Origin of the sequence: Pseudomonas sp. FSL W5-0203 (assembly GCF_001896155.1) — a bacterium.
Taxonomy (GTDB): Bacteria; Pseudomonadota; Gammaproteobacteria; order Pseudomonadales; family Pseudomonadaceae; genus Aquipseudomonas; species Aquipseudomonas paracarnis.
This window is the reverse complement of sequence record NZ_MPOR01000004.1, coordinates 165,658-183,610: the sequence shown is the minus strand read 5'-3', so window position 1 is coordinate 183,610 and position 17,953 is coordinate 165,658. Positions and strand designations below refer to the sequence as shown.

Here is a 17,953-nt window from a genome sequence, read left to right as displayed (position 1 = left end):
GTAATGCGCGGCAGTTTACCTTATTTCCGGTTTGGGCTTGCGCCATTGGGGCAGGCTGATCAGCAACACCGCGCTGATGATCACCAGCATTGCCAAGGCTTCTTCCAGGCCGATGCTCTCACCGACGAACACAATCCCCAGTAACACGGCCACGGCCGGGTTCACATAGGCGTAGCTGGTCGCCGCCGCCGGGCGTACGTGCTTGAGCAGGTACATATAAGCGTTGAAGGCGATGATCGAGCCGAACACCGTGAGGTACGCCAGGGCCAGCCAGCCTTCCAGCGGCGGCATGGCCTGCAGGTGCTCGCCGGACAGCGCGCTGACGATCAGCAGCGCCATACCGGCCACGAGCATTTCCGCGGCGCTGGCCATGGCGCCTTGGGGCAGCGGCAAGTGGCGGCTCCACACCGAGCCGAAGGCCCAGGACGCCGCCGCCATCAACAGCAACACCGCGCCCAGTGGGCTCGACTGCAAGGTACTGCCCATGTTGAGCATGGCAATGCCGATAATCCCCAGCAGCACCCCGGCCCATTCCAACCGTGTATTACGTGCGCCCCAGAAAAACCCACACAGCAAGGTAAACAGCGGCACCGTCGCCACCGCCAGCGCGGCCACGCCGGACGACACGCCCATATGTTCGGCCACACTCACGCCACCATTGCCCACGGTGAGCAACAAAATGCCGATCATCCCGGCCGCCTTCCACTGCGGCCAGGTCGGCGCCGGCACCCCGCGCCACCTGAGAAAGCCGTACATCAACGCGCCCGCCGTGCAAAACCGAATCCCCGCCAGCAACAGCGGCGGCCAGTACTCCACGCCAATGCGGATCACCAGGTAGGTGGAACCCCAGATCACATACAACGCAAAAAAGGCGGCGATCAACGGTAAGGGAAAGCGACGTGGGCCAGGCATTGGGCGGCTCTATGGCAGGAAATGGGAGACTTATTCTAGAAACGAAGGTGGATAAACTTAAGTTACAAAACCTGTTTAAAACGCCAATACACTTCTCAAACCATGGTTATCAAGGCTATAAACCGTGCTTTCGAAAGCCATGCGCAACCGGAGCCTTATCATGGACAAATACGACCGCATGCTCCTCAGCGCCCTGCTTGAAGATGGCCGTGCTTCCTACGCGCAACTGGCGCGCACCGTGAACCTCTCCGCCCCCGCCGTGGCCGAACGCGTGGCTAAGCTTGAGGCCAGCGGCGTGATCACCGGCTACCAGGCCAAGGTGGATTTATCCAAGGTGGGCTTGCCGATTCAATGCGTGATCGAGTTGCGGCTGACCAATCATGGCAGCCAAAAGGTGTACGACGCCCTGGCGGAAATACCCGAACTGACCGAATGCCACCGCGTCACCGGCGACCCGTGCGTGATCATGCAAGCGGCGGTGGGCTCGATGCCCGAGCTGGAAAACCTGATTAACCGGGTGGCGAAGTTCGGCTTCAGCAAGACCTCGATTATTTTGTCCAGCGCCATAGAGCGGCGGGTGCCGTTGGGGCAGTTGGAAGCCAATGGGAAAAATGCTGGCTGATCTGCCCAAGCGACGCGGTCAACTGTGGGAGCTGGCTTGCCTGCGATGGCGCCAGTGGCCTCACCGGTTGCCCGCCGCGCCCCCTGTAGGAGCGAGCTTGCTCGCGAAAAACCCGAGGGCGCCGCGTGCATTCAGGACGCCAGCGTCACCGTTGGCGTTCTTCGCGAGCAAGCTCGCTCCTACAAAGGGCTCGATCTGCGCTGGACGATCAGATCGACTATCTGCTCGATGGTCGTGATGTGATCCCAATCCTCCTGCGTCGCTTGCAACTTGAACTGCCACTTGATCTGCATGACAAAGCACGTCAGATCGTCATCAATGATGTCGAAGTCATGGATGAAATCGGTTTGCTCCGTCACATCGCTTCGGTCGATAAAGCCGATGATATCGACGAATAGCTGGATCACTTTTTCGCTGATGTCGGCTCTGGTCAGGCTACCTTCCATTTCTCGCCTCATAGGCACACTTACCAATACTGACTAGGTCAAAGACTGCAAGCCCGGCAGCAACGAAGGGTATGCCTCGCCCGATGATGCCAAATACCCGAACCGTGCCAAACGTTGCCTTTGCCATTCTGGCCATGGTGGGTTGCCTGATCAATGTACGAGGGAAAAAGCGCATGCCGATCAGGCTAGCCAGGTTCGTGGTTTTGCTGGAGCCGACGTGAACCCAAGCACCCACCGCAATTTTGCTTATCGGTATGCCCGCCGCGCCAGTGATCACGGTGGCTGCCGTGAGGCCGTAGTGTTGCTGTGTACATTTCCAGAGTTCATCAAACGTCGTATCCGGCACAGCGGGGTCAGCGTGAATCGGCTTGAGTAACTGGTAATGAGGGCCATGACTCCAACCTGGCGAACTCGGCAACACCATGACTGCCGGGCAGCTTGTCATCGTGTTGCCCACATGAAACGCCATGCTTGAACTGGAGCCCAGATCAATGCCATTTGATTCAAGTTCCAACTTGCTTCGCATAATCGCTGTATGAAGATCGCTTTCCTGCATGACTGTAATCCCTGTGCATGAGTGACAGACGGGATGGTAGGTCGCAGTAAGACGCGATAGAGGAGTAAAGAGGAAAACCAGAAAGGTCCTAGGTCATAGCCGGATTTGGCCTACCGACCATTCAGCGCTCAGGTGAAAGAGACCTCAAAACCTCCGTGTTTCAGTGGCCAGCAAGACCGATCCCTTTCATTTGCGGGACGTTTCCGAGAGAATCCCACGGCCTTGTTTCCGTCGGATTCGGTAGCTAGTCTCGCTCTGTCATCGAATGTTCGGTGACCGGACGTGCAAGTCCAATGGCAAGCAAGATCATAAATAAACCTACAGCCAATATGCCTGTTATGGCGGCTGTGCGTGGGAGGCCTTCGGGCCTGCTGGGTTTGGATCCTTGCCCCGGTCTTGCACACCTACGCACAGTTGCCACCCTAATTCGCGTGCAAGCGAACGGTGTCGACTTCTTCCAGCAAGGAGTTTCACCATGGTCAAAAAAGTCACCCCCGATCCACCCCAGCCCAAAACCGACTTCCTCAGCGAAGACGCCCTGCTCCACCGTCGTGCCATCGACTACTACCTCAAGGCATCCGCCCCGGATGCGCCGATCTTTATCCTGAATGACAACCTGAGCTTCGAAGACGCCCTGGCCCATGCGGCGGAGTTGTTGCACTGCGCGGTGGAGACAGCGAATGCGTCGGGTGAGGTGATGAAGGCGCCGCAGCGGGCGGTGATGCATTTGGTGGAGATGGCGAAGGGGGTGGTGGACCAGGCGCTGGAGTGCGCACAGCCTCGATAGTCGACGCATAACCCCTGTGGGAGCGGGCTTGCCCGCTCCCACATTGGCACTCCAGTGTTTGCTGATCGTTCCCACGCTCTGCGTGGGAATGCCGCCCTGGACGCTCTGCGTCCGCTCTTAAAGTCGTGACGCGGAGCGTCACCAGATGCATGCCCACGCGGAGCGTGGGGACGATCAGCGCCAGGCCTTAAAACCCGCGATGTTTCTTCAGGTGCTCATTGATCTTCGCCGCCGGCACTTTCTGCAAGGTGCACAACAGGTCATGGGACAGCTCCCGCAGGCCGTGAGTCTGGCGCAGTTCCCGGGCCAGGTGCGCGGTGAGGTTGGCGGCCATTTCCGCATCCGCCAGCGCCCGGTGAGCCTGGCCGGTGTGGGGCAGTTTGGCGTAGGTGTTGAGGGTGCCGAGCTTGTGGTTGGGCGCCGCCGGCATCAGGCGGCGAGCCAGGAGCAGGGAGCAGGCAAATTTTTGCAGGCGGGTGCGGCGGATCAGGCCAAGCTCAAAGTCCCAGAACTTCTGGTCGAACGCGGCGTTGTGCGCCATCAAGGGCGTGGTGCCGACGAACTCATTGACTTCGTTCATCACCCGTTCAGCCGGTGGCGCGCTGCGCAGCATGGCGTTGCTGATGCCGGTGAGCTGTTCGATAAACGCCGGTATGCGCACGCCAGCATTCATCAGGCTCTGGTAGCGGTCCACGATTTGCCCGCGCTCAAGGATGACCACGCCAATCTCCGTGGCCCGGCAGTGGCTGCTGGGGGTGATGCCGGTGGTTTCAAAGTCGATGACCGCTATGCGTTCCAAACCTGTTCCTACTCCGTTCAACGATCTATTTGAGCAACAACGCGCCTTCGATCGGCACGTAGTGGCTGGCGGCGCGTATCAATGAGTTGGCCGTCAGCCCCGGCACGCCGTAGGCCACGGCCCGCACGCCATGCTTGTGGATAATGCGCTCGAGCAGCATGTCGAAATCACCGTCACCGGAGGCCAGCACGACCTCGTCGACATGGTCGGCGGCGTCCATGATGTCCAGGGTGATGCCCACGTCCCAGTCGCCCTTGGCCGAGCCATCGCTGCGCTGGATGTACGGCTTGAGTTTTACCGTAAAGCCCAGGTTGCGCAGGATCTGCTGGAACTGCTGCTGCTTGCTGTCGCCGCGGTCGATGGCATAGGCGTACGCCTCGACAATCTGCCCGCGCGCGCTGATGTCAGCCCACAGAGCGGCGTAGTTGAAGTGGCAACCATAGGCCTGGCGCACGGTGTAGTAGAGGTTTTGCACATCGGCGAACACTGCAATTTTTTTCACCGCACTTCCTCATGGACAGCCAGGCGCCAGCGCCCGGAAAGGGCGCCAGTATGCCAGCCAAGGGAGTGTTTCCGGGAAAAAATCAGACCGGAGCGCCGCAGCGTTCCGGTCTGCGTGGGTCAGACGAAAGAATCGTCGTCGCCAAAGGATGAGGAATCGTCCGAATAATCGCTGTCGGCATTGTTGCCGCCCCAGCTGTCATTGCCGGCGAACTGTTGGTCATCGTTGCCCCAGTTGCCTTGATCGCTGGCCGGTGCCGGTTGTTCGATGATCTCCTCCACCACCTGCGGCTGCGAGTTGTGATGGAACAGGCTGCTGATGCCTTCGGCCAGCAACACCCCACCGGCCACGCCGGCGGCGGTTTTCATGGCGCCACCGAGGAAGCCGCTGCCGGCTGGCGCGGCGGCCGGTGCTTGCGGCGGTTGGTAGTTCTGCTGCGGCGCTGGCTGACCAAAAGCGGGTCGCGCCGGCTCACGCCAGCCGCCACCTGTGTTGCTCGGCGCAGGCTGTGGCTCACGGGAGCCGCCGCCAAAGATGCTCGACAGGAACCCACCACCGCTGGCCGGCGCTGGTTGCGTGGCCTTGGCCCGTTGCAGCTCGTCCTGCAATTGCTGGATTTGCTGGGCCTGTTGCTTGTTTTGCGCGTCGAGGCTCTGCAGCGCATGTTCCTGCACCAGAATCGACTGGGTCATGTAGTAGCCGACGGCGGGTTGGCGAGCCATATGCTCCTTGATCCGCGCTTCGGCCTGGGCGTCGCGGGGGGCTGAGTCCGTTTCGGCTTGCTGCAACCGTGAAAACAGTCCATCGATCAGGGTTTGCTCTTCGCTGTTCATGGCGACCTCGTTAGATTGCCGATAAAAAATTCCGGTCCCGCCTGTGATCAGGCTGGGGGCTTTCCAGTTATGGGGATGTTACGAGTTGTTTCAATGGTCTTTACTCAAGGTTTACGTTTGCGCCCCTTGGACCCTGATCGGTTAAAGTGTGGCCCTCTGCTTCCAGGCCTGTGATGACCCTGATGAATCCGTTAGACGTTTTGCGCGACTCCTTCCGCTTTACCCAGCGCAACCTGGGCGCCATCGTCCAGCTGTGCCTGCCATTGGTGATCCTCGAAGCCTTGTTGCAACAGGTGCTGGACCACACGCTGGGCCCGGATGCGTTTCCCGGCTACAGCGTGGTCGTGGGTTTGTTGGTGTACCCGCTGTACACCGGCGCCCTGATCCTGTTTCTCGATGCCCGCACCCGGGGCGAGTCGCCGCGCACCAAGGACGTGTGGGCCATGGCCTTGAGCCTGTGGCCGCGTTTTGCCCTGCTGACAGCCATGAGCACCTTGCTGATTCTGCTGGGGCTGTCGCTGTATTTCCTGCCGGGCTTGTGGCTGATGGTGGTGCTGGCGTTTGCCGAATACCTGCTGGTGCTGCGCGGTATGCCGGCGTTGGCGGCGATGAAGGAGAGCTTTCGCCTGACCCGCGGGCATTTCTGGCGCATCCTGGTGTGCCTGCTGTGCGTGATGACGCCGTTGTGGCTGCTCAAGGGCGCCAGCGTGGCGGCCTACCCTGAACCGGCGCCGTTGCTGGGGCTGCTGATGGACAGCGCCCACAGCTTCCTGCAACTGTTCACCAGCGTGGTGCTGTTCCGTTTATTCATGCTGATCGGTGGCGACGCCGACGTGCGGTGATATGCTCCGTGGCTCTTCTGACACGCATATAAGCCGAGCCGATGACCCGTTTATTGCGCATCACCCTGTTGAGCCTGTTAATCATCACCGGCCTGCTGGCCGCGCTGATCTACAGCCTGACCTGGCGCCCTGCCGACAAAGAGACCCTGCCCGTCAGCTGCGTGGCACCCCGTGCGCCGACACTGTTGCCGGGGCAGGCGCTCAAGGTCATGACCTGGAATGTGCAATACCTGGCCGGCAAGAACTACGTGTTCTGGTACGACACCCCGGACGGTAGCGGCCCGGACGATCGCCCCACCGTCGAAGACATGGCCTTCAGCCTCGACGAAGTGGCGCGGGTGATTCGCGACGAACAACCCGACATCCTGCTGTTGCAGGAAGTCGACGAAGGCGCCAAGCCTTCCCATTATCAGGACCAGCTTGCGCTGTTACAGGAGCGCCTGGTCGACCTCTACCCCTGCAGCGCCCAGGCGTTCGACTGGAAGGCCGACTTTGTGCCCAGCCTGCATATCTTCGGCAGTGTCGGGCGCAAGCTCGCTACGCTCAGCCGCTATCAGATCGAACACGCCGAGCGCCTGCAACTGCCGGCCGCCGAAACCAACTTCATCAGCCGGCAGTTCCAACCTAAACCTGCGTTGCTACTGACTTACCTGCCCTTGAGCGATGGCGGCCAACTGGCGGTGCTCAATACACGCCTGGACGGCGGCGCACCTGGCCGCTCGGCAGCGCAACAACAAGTGCAAGCCACGGCCAAGCTGCTGGACAAGTTCGAAGGCCGGGGCACGCCCTGGTTGATCGGCGGGGATTTCAACCTGCTGCCACTGGGCCAATACCTGCGCCTGGACGCGGCTAAGCGTGGGCAGTATGCGCCGGACAGCGAGTTGCACCTGCTGTGGGACAAGTACCCGATGATCCCACGTAACAGCGAGTCCAGCGGGATTGATCGAGAAAAATGGCTGACGCACTTCCCCAATGACCCGAGCCTGGACGGGCCGGATCGCACCTTGGATTATCTGTTCTACAGCCCGCGCATCAAGCGGGTGGAGGCGAAGGTGAGGCAGGAGGACACATTGCGCATTTCCAACCATCTACCGGTTATCGCCCGCTTCCTGCTGCCTGCCGCGCAATAACCCACATCCTTAATCTTTTGTGGGAGCTGGCTTGCCTGCGATGCCGCCGATGCGGTCTTTCAGTGACACCGCAGCGATGCGATCGCAGGCAAGCCAGCTCCCACATTTGAACTGCATCGCGCCTACTTACGCGGCTTGATCCGGGCCGTCGCTTCGGCCACCAACGGGTCATCCGGCCAGTAATGCTTGGGGTAGCGCCCTTTCAAATCCTTCTTCACCTCGGCATAGGTACTGCGCCAAAAGTTCGCCAGGTCCTGCGTGACCTGCACCGGTCGCCGCGCCGGGGACAGCAGGTGCAGCTTCACGGCCAGGCGCCCACCGGCAATGCGCGGGGTGTCTGCCAACCCGAACAATTCCTGCAAGCGCACCGCCAGGATCGGCGGCTGTTCGCTGTAGTCCAGGCGTACCGATGACCCTGAAGGCACTTTCACATGCTGCGGCGCCAGCTCTTCCAGGCGTTGGGGCAAGGGCCATGGCAGCAGGTTGTGCAGGTAGCTGGAAATATCCAGGTTGGCGAAATGGCTGAGGCGCGAGACCTTGCCCAGGTAAGGCATCAGCCAGTGCTCCAGGCCCGCGAGCAGGGCCTTGTCACTGATGTCGGGCCACTCGCTGGTGTTGCCGGCATCCAGTTGGCGCAGCAGCATCACACGGGCTTGCCACTGACGCAGTTCCGGGGTCCAGGGCAGCAGTTCCAGGCCTTTGCGGCGCACCAGGTTGACCAGCGCCTGGCTGCGAGCGGATTCGTCGAGGCCGGTCAGGGGTTCGCGGCTGAGCACCAGTTCACCGACTTTGCGTTGGCGCTCGGCACGCAAGACGCCTTCGCGCTCGTCCCAGTCGAGTTGGTCGACGTTGCGCACTTGCTCGGCCAGCACCGTGTCGAACAGCGCCGGGGCAAAATCCGCCGCCAGGTAGATGCGCTCTTCACGCTGGCCCTGGCGGCTGCCCAGGTCGGCGATCACCAGCCAGGGTTGTTTCATCAGGCTGTCGGCTTCGGCAAACAGCGCTGCTCGGCCATTGGCCAGACGATATTCAGCGCCACCAGGGCGCCGTTGCTGGGCGACGCGGTCCGGGTAGGCCAATGCCAGCAAGGCGCCGAGCCAGCGCGGGTGGTCGGGGTTGTCCACCGGCTGGGTCGCCTTGCCGCGCAGGTAGCCACGGTATTGCCGGGCCAGTTGCTTGGCGCGCTGCACGCCCCCCTGGGTGCCGCGCGCACGTTCTTCACCGGACATCAGCGCCAGGCGGCTGTGCAAATCGGCACCGCCGCCGCGCAAGATGTCGCGTTCGCCCAACAAGGCTGCCACGTCGCAGGCGGTGGCGGCGAGGCCCAGGTCCTGGCCACGTAATAACAGATGGGCGATACGCGGGTGAGCCGGCAACTCGGCCATCTTCTGGCCATGGGCAGTGAGGTTTTCTTCGTCCAATGCACCGAGGCGTTGCAACAGATCCTGGGCCTGGGCATACGCGGCAGTCGGTGGTACGTCCAGCCACACCAACTGGTTGGGCTTCACACCCCAACGGGCCAGTTGCAAGGCCAGCCCTGCCAGGTCAGCGGCGAGGATTTCCGCGCTGCCATAAGCGGCCAGACCGTCGTGCTGGTCTTCGGACCACAACCGGTAACACACCCCCGGCTCCAACCGCCCTGCCCGGCCGGCGCGCTGGGTGGCGCTGGCGCGGGAGATGCGCTGGGTGTCGAGGCGGGTCATGCCGCTGCCGGGGTCGAAACGCGGCACCCGCGCCAGCCCGGCGTCGATCACCACGCGTACGCCGTTGATGGTCAGGCTGGTCTCGGCGATGTTGGTGGCCAGCACCACTTTGCGCTTGCCGGCCGGCGCCGGGTCGATGGCGGCGCGCTGGGCGTTGAGGTCCAGCTCACCGTGCAACGGGCATAACAGTACATCAGGGCGATCACCCAAGGCCTCAGTCAGTTGCTGGTTGACCCGGCGAATCTCCGCCTGCCCCGGCAGAAATACCAGCACACTGCCGGGCTCGTCATGCAGGGCTTCAAGGACAGTTTGCACCACGCGCGGCTCGATAAACTCCCCGGCCTGGTACGGCCGGCCCCAGCGCATCTGCACCGGGAACATGCGCCCTTCGCTGCGCAGGATCGGCGCGTCATCCAGCAGGCCGGCCAAGCGCTCGCCTTCGAGGGTGGCGGACATCAGCAGGATCTTCAGCGGCTGCTCGTCGCGAAACAGCTCGCGACCGTTAAGGCTCAGGGCCAGCGCCAGGTCGGCATCGAGGCTGCGCTCGTGGAATTCGTCGAAGATCAACAAGCCCACGCCGTCCAGCGCCGGATCGTCCTGCAGGCGGCGGGTGAGGATGCCTTCGGTGACCACCTCGATACGCGTATTGGGGCCGACTTTGCTGTCCAGCCGAATGCGGTAGCCCACGGTCTCACCGACCTTTTCACCCAGTTCACTGGCCAGCCGCTCGGCAGCAGCACGGGCAGCCAGGCGCCGGGGTTCGAGCATCAGGATGGTTTGCCCGGCGAGCCACGGCTCATGCAACAAGGCCAACGGCACGCGGGTGGTTTTACCGGCGCCGGGGGGCGCTTCCAGCACGGCTTCATGGCGATGCGCCAAGGCGTCACGCAGGGCGGGTAAAACATCATCGATCGGCAACGAATTCATACTGGCTCCAAAGCAGAGCGGCGAGTATAACGGCGAACTGCCGAGTGCCGATGCGGGTCTTAAAAACACCCACGCTTTGGGCTGTGAATGCAGTCGAAGGTGGGAGCTGGCTTGCCTGCGATAGCGGTGTGACAGTTGCCGCTGTATTTCCTGAACCGTCGCAATCGCAGGCAAGCCAGCTCCCACATTGGTTCATCGGCGCCTGGCCGATCTGGCTTATAGTCACCCTTAAATATGTTCAGGAGACTTTTTCATGCGTATCGCTTCCCGTGTCATCGGCGGTGTCCTCGCCGTTACCCTGCTGAGCCAACTTACCGCCTGCGGGTCGATTTTCTACCCCGACCGTCGTGGCCAGATCGATGGCAAGATCGACCCGACCATCGCGGTACTCGATGCCCTCGGCCTGTTGTTTTATGTGATCCCCGGCCTGATCGCCTTCGGTGTCGACTTCGCCACGGGCGCCATTTACTTCGAACCGGGCAAGACCGCCCAGGTCGCCCCCGAGAAACTGCACGAAGCCATCGGCGCTGACGGCAAGGTCGATAACGCCAAGCTGCAAAGCATCATCCAGAAAGAAACCGGCCGCACCTTGCCGCTGGACGACCCACGCCTGATCCAGTTCAGGGGCAGCGTGCAGCAACTGGCGGCCCTGGGCCTGCAGCCTGCCGCGTAAGGACAGCTCATGACCAGCAGCCCCGAACACGCAAGGCTCTTGCGCCTAGCCACCCGCGCCTCGGTGGGCGTGGCCTGTGTGTTGATTGTGACCAAGGCCATCGCCTGGTGGCTCAGCGGCTCGGTGAGCATGCTCGCCGGGTTGACCGACTCGCTGCTCGACGGCGTGACCTCGCTGCTGAACTTGCTGGCGGTGCATTACGCCCTGCGCCCCGCCGATGACGATCATCGTTATGGGCATGGCAAGGCAGAGTCGCTGGCGGGTATGGCGCAAGCCTTGTTTATCGCCGGCAGTGCGGTACTGATTGCGCTCCAGGCCTATGAACGGCTCAAGCATCCGGAGCCGGTCGGCGCACCGTGGCTGAGTATCGGCGTGATTATCTTGTCGCTGGGGCTGACCATGGCCCTGCTGATGCTGCAACACCGTGTGGTGCGCGAGACCGGCTCCAACGCGGTGCGTGCCGACTCGCTGCATTACCGCTCAGACTTGCTGCTCAATGGCAGCATCCTGATTGCGCTGGTGTTGGCAGGCTTTGGCTTTCATCAGGTCGACGCCTGGTTCGGCCTGGGAATCGCCGCTTACATTCTGTGGAGCGCGATCCAGATCGCCCGGGAAAGCTTTGCGGTGTTGATGGATGAAGAGCTACCGCCGGATGTCAGCCAGCACATGCTGGAGCTGGCCCGTGGCGTGCCCGGCGTACTGGGTGCCCACGACTTGCGTACGCGGGTTTCCGGCAACCACTGGTTTGTGCAGTTGCACCTGGAGTTGCCGGGGGAATTGACGCTGTCGGTGGCCCATGGCATCAGCGACCAGGCCGCCGATGCCATTCACCGGGAATACCCGAAAGCCGAAGTGCTGGTGCACGCCGACCCACGGGAAGTGGTCACCGGTAACAAGGCCTAGTACTGCACCTGATACCCCCGACTGCCCAGGCAGTTGCCCTGGGCCTGGCGGTAGGTTTGCACCACCGCAGGGTCCGGGGCGTAGGTGACGGTGCGCGGGTCGAAGCCACTTTGTTGCACCGCCCAGCGATAACAGTCGTAGCCGTCCTGCTGTACCTGGGCTGGCGACTGGCCGTTGGCCGGGTAAGCCACCACGTCATAACCGTTGCCTTGAGGCGTCGGCGGAGGTGATGGCACCTGCGTCGGAGGTTGTACCACCACGTATTGTTGGGTGCTTTGCTCGTAGGCGTAATAGGCGCCTGCGGCGAGGAACAACAGTGAGCCGCCTACCCACACTTCACGTGCGTAGTCCGGCAGGTAATGCACGCGGATGCCGTAGGGCGGCGTCACCACCACGTAGCGCGGGCCTTGGGGGCGATACCAGTAGCCACCGGAGAAAAAGTAGTCTTGGCCACGGTAAGGCACGCGGTAATTGCGGTCGGGAAAACGGTCGATGACATAACCAGGGCGATGTTGCGGGCCCGGGCCCCAGCCGTTGCCATGCCCGTCGGGGCGGCCTGGCCAGCGGTTATCACCGGGGCGATCGTTACCCGGACGCGAACCGGGGCCGCCGGCCTCCCAATGCCGGTTGTCATCGGGGCGTCTGGGAATATCACGGTAATAACCCTGGCGCGGCTCCTGGGTCTGGCGCACGGTATCGGGCCGGCCCTGGATCGGCAGGTTATTGGAGGGTTGCGGTTGCGGTGCTGGTCGCCCCGGCTCATGACCTTGAGGCCGACCCTGCCATTGGCCACCCTCGTGCTGGCCGCCACGATCACCCTGCGGGTTTTGTGGGCGTGGCTGATTGTGCTCAGGCCGTTGCCCCTGGCCCGGTGAGTTATCGCGTTCGTCGGCCATCGCCTGGGAGCCGACGCTGACCACCAGCAAACCAACACCTGCCATACGCCAGATGCGCTTCATGCTTTTCCTCACTGCGGATTGGGGCTTGATCATGAGACTGGAAAAGCCTCGCCCGGTTCTGAGACAGGTTATCAGTCACGAGAACTATTTTCTGAAGGCAAAACGCGCACAAAGAAAAAGGGGTGACCCGTCGGCCACCCCTTGAGAATTTCGTCCTGGCTCAACGCTTTTGACGTTGGCTCACCTCACGCCGTCTTGTGGACAGTGTGCAGCCTGGAGGCCGGCTCAACCCTGCTGGGGCGGCGGCCGCAACGGGCCTGATTGGGCGCGTTGCTGTGGACTGTTGTCCAGGCGGTGATTCTGTTGGTAATCATAGGCGTGCCGGGCGGGCAGAGGATTGCGAAGATTGCGTCAATAAACAGTGCTTGCGCAATTTTTAACCCTTCATGGATAATTAACCGCAATAGTTACGACAAAGGCCAACCCAATGAGCAAGCTTGACCGATACGACCTGAGTATTCTGGCGGAATTGCAGCGCGACGCGAGGATCTCCAACCAGGAGCTGGCCGAACGCATCGGCCTGTCGCCTTCGCCCTGCTCACGCCGGGTCAAGCAATTGGAGGACGACGGCTACATCGCCCGCCAGGTCGCCCTGCTCGACCGCAAGATGCTCGGCCTGAGCCTCACCGCTTATGTATTGATCGGCATGGACCGTCACACGCCGGAACGCTTCGAGAATTTCGAGGCCGCCATCCGCACCCTGCCGCAAGTGCTGGAGTGCAGCCTCGTGACCGGGATGGATGCGGACTACCAGTTGAAGGTGGTAGTGCCGGACATGGATCACTATCAGAAATTGCTGCTGGGGCATCTGACCCGGATCGAAGGGGTGACCAGCGTGCGTTCCAGCTTTGTGCTGAACCAAGTGCTCAACAGCACCGAACTGCCCCTGACCCACCTGCGCACCTGAGAACAACGGTGGGAGCTGGCTTGCCTGCGATGGCGGCGGGCCAGTTTGCATCACGGTACCTGACAGACCGCTATCGCAGGCAAGCCAGCTCCCACAGTTCGATGGTGTAGGACTCAGGTCAATGTTGCGTTTGTGACGCTGCCGTATACTGCTCGCTTGTCTTGTCGGAAGAGTCCCATGAACAACATCGACCCCGCCCTGTTTGAAGAATGGATGATGACCGGCCTGGTCACTATCCTGATCATTTTCATGGGCTTCATCGTCTGGGACCTGGCGAAGAAATCCAAGGCCGGGCGCTTTGGCTCATTCATTTTGTTTTTCGTGCTGGGCCTGGGCGTGGCCGCATTCATCATCAAGAGCGTGGTGATTGGCTTGATCGAGTCCGGCGCTTTATAGGCGCGCCGGTACTGCTTTCCATTGGCCTTGATCCAGGCCGTCGATAGACCAGTCGCCAATGCGCACGCGCACCAGGCGCAGCGTCGGCAGGCCCACTGCTGCGGTCATGCGCCGTACCTGACGGTTGCGCCCTTCACGAATCACCAACTCCAGCCAATGCGTCGGCACGCTTTTGCGAAAGCGTACCGGCGGGTTGCGCGGCCATAACGCCGGTTCATCCAGTTGCCGAGCCTCGGCAGGCAAGGTCATGCCATCGTTCAGCTCGACACCATCGCGCAGACGTTGCAGCTGTTCTTCAGTCGGCTCACCTTCCACTTGCACCCAGTAGGTTTTCGCCAATTTGTGCTTGGGATCGGCGATGCGCGACTGAAGCTGGCCATCGTTGGTCAACAGCAGCAAGCCTTCGCTGTCACGGTCCAGGCGCCCCGCCGGGTAAATACCGGGAATATCGATAAAATCCTTGAGCGTCGCGCGCCCGCCTTCGTCGCTGAACTGGGTCAGCACATCGAACGGTTTGTTGAACAGGATCAGCTTCGGCTCGGCCGGTGGCGCCTTCGCGACACGTCGAACAGGCTGCGAAGGTTTCACGCCTGGGCGGCGCGAATCGGGACGGGAAGGACGGGACATGGCAAAGGAACATCTAACGGTCAGGACCGACAATGCTAGTGGCCTGACCGCCAAATGACCATCCCAACCGCTTAGCGGAACGGCGGTTCGTCGAAGCTGCGCAGTTTGCGCGAGTGCAACGAGTTGAGTTCGGTGCGCAACAGGTCGACCGCCTCGATGCCGATCTTCAAATGCTGGCTGACCGCACGCTCGTAGAACGCGTTGGCCGAACCCGGCAGCTTGATCTCGCTGTGCAAGGGTTTGTCGGATACACATAACAAGGTGCCGTAAGGCACGCGCAAACGGTAACCCTGGGCGGCGATGGTGCCGCTTTCCATGTCCACGGCCACGGCGCGAGACAGGTTGATCAGCGGCCGCTCCTGGGCCCAGCGCAGTTCCCAGTTACGGTCGTCGTAGGTCAGCACGGTACCGGTGCGCAGGCGTTTTTTCAGCTTTTCGCCTTTTTCGCCGGTGACTTTCGCCGCCGCTTGCTGAAGCGCCAGCTGCACTTCGGCCAGGGCCGGGATCGGGATGTTCGGCGGTACTACACGGTCCAGAATCCCGTCGCGGCGCATATAGGCGTGGGCCAGTACGTAGTCGCCGATGGTCTGGGATTGGCGCAAGCCGCCGCAGTGGCCGATCATCAGCCAGCAATGCGGGCGCAATACGGCCAGGTGGTCGGTGATGTTCTTGGCGTTGGACGGGCCCACGCCGATGTTCACCAAGGTCACGCCGTGGCCGTCAGTGGCCTGCAGGTGATACGCCGGCATCTGGTAGCGGTGCCAGACCACGCCGGCGGCAATGGCCGAGGCTTCGCCGTGGTCCATGCTCTTGTCGATGACCACGTTGCCCGGCAGCACCATGCGGATAAAACGCGGGTCACTGCGCAGTTGCTCCAGGCCATGCAGGATGAACTGGTCCACGTAGCGGTGGTAGTTGGTCAGCAGGATCCACGGCTGTACATGGCGCCAGTCGCTGCCGGTGTAATGCACCAGGCGGCGCAGGGAAAAATCCACACGGGCGGCATCGAACAGGGCCAGGGGCAGCGGGTCGGTGTTTTCCCAGTCGTACAGGCCATCGGCAATGCCGTCGGTGGCGGCGGACAAGTCGGTACTGGGGAATACACGGGCCAGGGTCGCGGCGGTGACGCCGGAGCCGGCCAGTTCATCGCCCTGCTCCACCACGTACGGATATGGAATGTTCTGCTGGCTGACGCCTACTTCCACCGTGACGGTGAAGTCGTGCATCAGCGGCACCAGTTGCTCCAGCAGGTACTTACGGAACGCGGCCGGGTGGGTCACGGTGACGCTGTAGGTCCCCGGCAGTTGCACCTTGGCATACGCCCGAGTGGTTTGGGGGACTTCACCGTGGCAGTGGTAGGTCAAGCGCAGTTCCGGGTAGCGAAACAATGCGCGCTGCTCGGCGTCGGGCTCGACGCGGTCCTTGAGGTATTGCTTGAGCGCCTGGTTGAGCGCGCCAGTGGCACGCTCATGCAGCGCCGCCAGCCGGTCCACGGCTTCTTCGGCGGTTTTAACGACAACAAAAGCTTCGGTCACGGTAAGCATCCTGTGTTCTGACTTGCAGGCCTTTATCTTGCCTGTATCCAAGCCTCACCGAAACACCAGAAGTGGAATGCGTTGATAGGTGGGAGCTGGCTTGCCTGCGATAGCGGTCTATCACCTACATAATTGCTGGCTGGACCACCGCTATCGCCGGCAAGCCAGCTCCCACATTTGGATTGTGTTTATTCAGAGCGATTGCGGGGTTGAGCGGGCGACAATTGCTTCCACGTCGACGCCACGCGGCAAGGTGCCATATACCCGCCCCGACGATTCACCCAGCCGGCTGGCGATAAACCCATCACTCACCGCCGCATTACCCGCCTCCAGCAACAACTTGGCCTGTAACGCCAGGGCGATGTCCTCGGTCAGTTGCCGCGCCCGATACTGGATGTCCTGGGTGTCCATGAATGCCGCCTTCAACTGCTCGATATGCCGCGCCAACTGCTTGTCGCCGTGGCCATCGCCCAGCTCCACAAACAGCGCCTCCAGTACCCCCGGCTCTTTGGACAGTGCACGCAATACGTCCAGGCACTGCACATTGCCGGAACCTTCCCACGTCGAATTCACCGGTGCCTCACGGTAAAGACGCGGCAGGATGCTGTCTTCCACGTACCCGGCGCCGCCCATGCATTCGGCGGCTTCGTTGATCATCGCCGGCGCTCGCTTGCAGATCCAATACTTGCCCACCGCCGTGACCAGCCGGGCGAACTTGGCTTCATGTTCATCATCAAGCTGATCCAGGGCGCGCCCCATGCGCAGGCTCAAGGCCAGAGCCGCTTCGCTTTCCAGGGCCAGGTCGGCCAGCACGTTCTGCATCAGCGGCTGCTCGCTGAGCACGCGGCCACCCACCTGCCGATGAGCGCAGTGATGGCTGGCCTGGGTCAGCGCCTGACGCATCAAGGCGCTGGAGCCGACCATGCAATCGAAGCGGGTCATGGCAACCATTTCGATGATGGTTGGAACGCCGCGGCCTTCTTCACCGACCATCCACGCCAGGGCGCCGCGAAATTCCACTTCGCTGGAGGCGTTGGAGCAGTTGCCAAGTTTGTTCTTCAAGCGCTGGATGTAGAACTCGTTGCGCGTGTCATCCGGGCGGTGCCGGGGCAGCAGGAAACAGGTCAGGCCCTTGTCGGTCTGGGCCAGGGTCAGAAAGCCATCGCACATCGGTGCCGAGCAGAACCACTTATGCCCCACCAACTCGTAGGCTTGGCCAGGGCCACTCGCGCCCACGGGGTAAGCGCGGGTGGTGTTGGCGCGCACGTCGGTGCCGCCCTGCTTCTCGGTCATGGCCATGCCGATAGTAGCGCCGGCCTTGTGGGCGATGCCGACATTGCGGGGGTCGTATTGGGTACTGAGGACTTTAGGCAGCCAGAGGTCCGCCAGCTCCGGTTGCAGGCGCAGGGCCGGGACGCAGGCGAAGGTCATGGTCAGCGGGCAGCCGCTGCCGGCTTCGGCCTGGCTGTGCAGGTAGGTCATCGCCGCACGCGCCACATGGGCGCCCGCCTGGGGATGGGCCCACGGCAACGACGGCAGGCCATGCTCGACGGCGGTGCGCATCAGCTCGTGATAAGCCGGGTGGAACTCCACCAGGTCGATACGATGGCCATAACGGTCATGGCTGCTGAACACCGGTTTGTTCTGGTTGGCCAGGAAGCCGGCTGCCATCAACGGCCCACCCGCCAGCGCGCCGTAGGCATCAATGCGCGCTTGGGCCCAGCCGGCGCCAAAGCGGCGTGACCATTCCTGCAAAGGCAAGTCGATGCGATACAGGTTGGTGCCGTCCAGGGACGGTGGCTGGTTGGTGACGTCGTGGGTTTCGGCAAACTGATGCAGGTTCATGACGGGCCTCCTGGAAAAAAGGCCGCATGAACAGTGGCCCGGAATTCAG

The 17,953-nt window shown here is 62.0% G+C and carries 19 protein-coding genes; 8 read left to right on the top strand and 11 right to left on the bottom strand.

The genetic code is table 11. From position 1 onward, the window contains the following. Positions 1–15: 15 nt before the first annotated feature. Complete coding sequence (gene yedA / locus BOP96_RS06270) at positions 16–912, bottom strand: drug/metabolite exporter YedA (protein WP_073452101.1); 897 nt, start codon at positions 910–912, stop codon at positions 16–18. Between the two features lie 160 nt (positions 913–1,072). Between yedA and BOP96_RS06265 the strand changes: the two genes are divergently transcribed. Then, complete coding sequence (locus tag BOP96_RS06265; protein WP_014720049.1) at positions 1,073–1,534, top strand: Lrp/AsnC family transcriptional regulator; 462 nt, start codon at positions 1,073–1,075, stop codon at positions 1,532–1,534. A 179-nt stretch (positions 1,535–1,713) separates the two neighbouring features. Here BOP96_RS06265 and BOP96_RS06260 read toward each other — a convergent pair whose 3' ends face one another. Next, positions 1,714–1,980 (bottom strand): acyl carrier protein, encoded by a 267-nt coding sequence (locus tag BOP96_RS06260; RefSeq protein WP_019818047.1) that lies wholly within the window; start codon positions 1,978–1,980, stop codon positions 1,714–1,716. Then, positions 1,970–2,536 carry a hypothetical protein gene (locus BOP96_RS06255; RefSeq protein ID WP_032873225.1) on the bottom strand — a complete coding sequence of 189 codons (567 nt, stop codon included), beginning with the start codon at positions 2,534–2,536 and terminating at the stop codon, positions 1,970–1,972. The genes BOP96_RS06260 and BOP96_RS06255 overlap by 11 nt, the downstream gene beginning before the upstream one ends. A 475-nt stretch (positions 2,537–3,011) precedes the next feature. On the opposite strand from BOP96_RS06255, the gene BOP96_RS06250 reads away from it, so the two are divergent. Beyond that, positions 3,012–3,323, top strand: a complete 312-nt coding sequence (locus tag BOP96_RS06250; protein ID WP_014720050.1) for a DUF6124 family protein — start codon at positions 3,012–3,014, stop codon at positions 3,321–3,323. A 187-nt stretch (positions 3,324–3,510) separates the two neighbouring features. On the opposite strand, the gene BOP96_RS06245 is transcribed toward BOP96_RS06250, so the two are convergent. From BOP96_RS06245 to BOP96_RS06235, 3 genes are all read right to left on the bottom strand, one after another. Then, positions 3,511–4,122, bottom strand: a complete 612-nt coding sequence (locus BOP96_RS06245) for a 3'-5' exonuclease (RefSeq protein ID WP_014720051.1) — start codon at positions 4,120–4,122, stop codon at positions 3,511–3,513. Between the two features lie 25 nt (positions 4,123–4,147). Continuing rightward, positions 4,148–4,624, bottom strand: a complete 477-nt coding sequence (locus BOP96_RS06240) for a LabA-like NYN domain-containing protein (protein ID WP_003194396.1) — start codon at positions 4,622–4,624, stop codon at positions 4,148–4,150. A gap of 119 nt (positions 4,625–4,743) precedes the next feature. Continuing rightward, a complete protein-coding gene (locus tag BOP96_RS06235; RefSeq protein WP_073452099.1) occupies positions 4,744–5,457 on the bottom strand; it encodes a DUF2076 domain-containing protein in 714 nt (237 codons plus the stop codon). 182 nt (positions 5,458–5,639) lie between these two features. On the opposite strand from BOP96_RS06235, the gene BOP96_RS06230 reads away from it, so the two are divergent. Both BOP96_RS06230 and BOP96_RS06225 read left to right on the top strand, forming a co-directional pair. Continuing rightward, complete coding sequence (locus tag BOP96_RS06230) at positions 5,640–6,299, top strand: YciC family protein (RefSeq protein ID WP_032904195.1); 660 nt, start codon at positions 5,640–5,642, stop codon at positions 6,297–6,299. A gap of 41 nt (positions 6,300–6,340) precedes the next feature. Then, positions 6,341–7,429: an endonuclease/exonuclease/phosphatase family protein gene (locus BOP96_RS06225; protein WP_019818052.1), complete on the top strand. Its 1,089-nt coding sequence runs from the start codon at positions 6,341–6,343 to the stop codon at positions 7,427–7,429. Between the two features lie 122 nt (positions 7,430–7,551). Here the strand turns inward: BOP96_RS06225 and hrpB are convergent, their stop codons facing one another. Continuing rightward, a complete protein-coding gene (gene hrpB / locus BOP96_RS06220) occupies positions 7,552–10,059 on the bottom strand; it encodes an ATP-dependent helicase HrpB (RefSeq protein ID WP_019818053.1) in 2,508 nt (835 codons plus the stop codon). A gap of 253 nt (positions 10,060–10,312) precedes the next feature. Here hrpB and BOP96_RS06215 point away from each other — a divergent pair, with 253 nt between their 5' ends. Together BOP96_RS06215 and BOP96_RS06210 are read left to right on the top strand one after the other, a co-directional pair. Then, positions 10,313–10,732 carry a hypothetical protein gene (locus BOP96_RS06215; protein ID WP_019818055.1) on the top strand — a complete coding sequence of 140 codons (420 nt, stop codon included), beginning with the start codon at positions 10,313–10,315 and terminating at the stop codon, positions 10,730–10,732. A 9-nt stretch (positions 10,733–10,741) separates the two neighbouring features. Further along, the gene (locus tag BOP96_RS06210; RefSeq protein ID WP_014720058.1) at positions 10,742–11,635 is read left to right on the top strand and encodes a cation diffusion facilitator family transporter; all 894 of its coding nucleotides are present in this window, start codon (positions 10,742–10,744) and stop codon (positions 11,633–11,635) included. Here BOP96_RS06210 and BOP96_RS06205 read toward each other — a convergent pair. Beyond that, entirely contained in the window at positions 11,632–12,594 is a 963-nt protein-coding gene (locus tag BOP96_RS06205) for a DUF6515 family protein (protein ID WP_038451614.1), read from the bottom strand. The genes BOP96_RS06210 and BOP96_RS06205 overlap by 4 nt on opposite strands. Positions 12,595–13,021: 427 nt before the next feature. On the opposite strand from BOP96_RS06205, the gene BOP96_RS06200 reads away from it, so the two are divergent. Both BOP96_RS06200 and BOP96_RS06195 read left to right on the top strand, forming a co-directional pair. After that, positions 13,022–13,501, top strand: a complete 480-nt coding sequence (locus BOP96_RS06200; protein WP_003194418.1) for an Lrp/AsnC family transcriptional regulator — start codon at positions 13,022–13,024, stop codon at positions 13,499–13,501. Between the two features lie 186 nt (positions 13,502–13,687). Further along, positions 13,688–13,897 carry a DUF2788 domain-containing protein gene (locus tag BOP96_RS06195; protein WP_025999909.1) on the top strand — a complete coding sequence of 70 codons (210 nt, stop codon included), beginning with the start codon at positions 13,688–13,690 and terminating at the stop codon, positions 13,895–13,897. On the opposite strand, the gene BOP96_RS06190 is transcribed toward BOP96_RS06195, so the two are convergent. The 3 genes from BOP96_RS06190 to BOP96_RS06180 form a co-directional block, all read right to left on the bottom strand. After that, positions 13,892–14,524: a pseudouridine synthase gene (locus BOP96_RS06190; RefSeq protein WP_073452097.1), complete on the bottom strand. Its 633-nt coding sequence runs from the start codon at positions 14,522–14,524 to the stop codon at positions 13,892–13,894. The two genes, BOP96_RS06195 and BOP96_RS06190, sit on opposite strands and share 6 nt — an antisense overlap. 71 nt (positions 14,525–14,595) lie before the next feature. Next, positions 14,596–16,068, bottom strand: coding sequence for an AMP nucleosidase (amn, locus tag BOP96_RS06185; protein ID WP_175562977.1), 1,473 nt, complete (start codon positions 16,066–16,068; stop codon positions 14,596–14,598). Between the two features lie 183 nt (positions 16,069–16,251). Beyond that, positions 16,252–17,904 (bottom strand): acyl-CoA dehydrogenase family protein, encoded by a 1,653-nt coding sequence (locus tag BOP96_RS06180; protein ID WP_073452093.1) that lies wholly within the window; start codon positions 17,902–17,904, stop codon positions 16,252–16,254. Between the last annotated feature and the right edge of the window lie 49 nt (positions 17,905–17,953).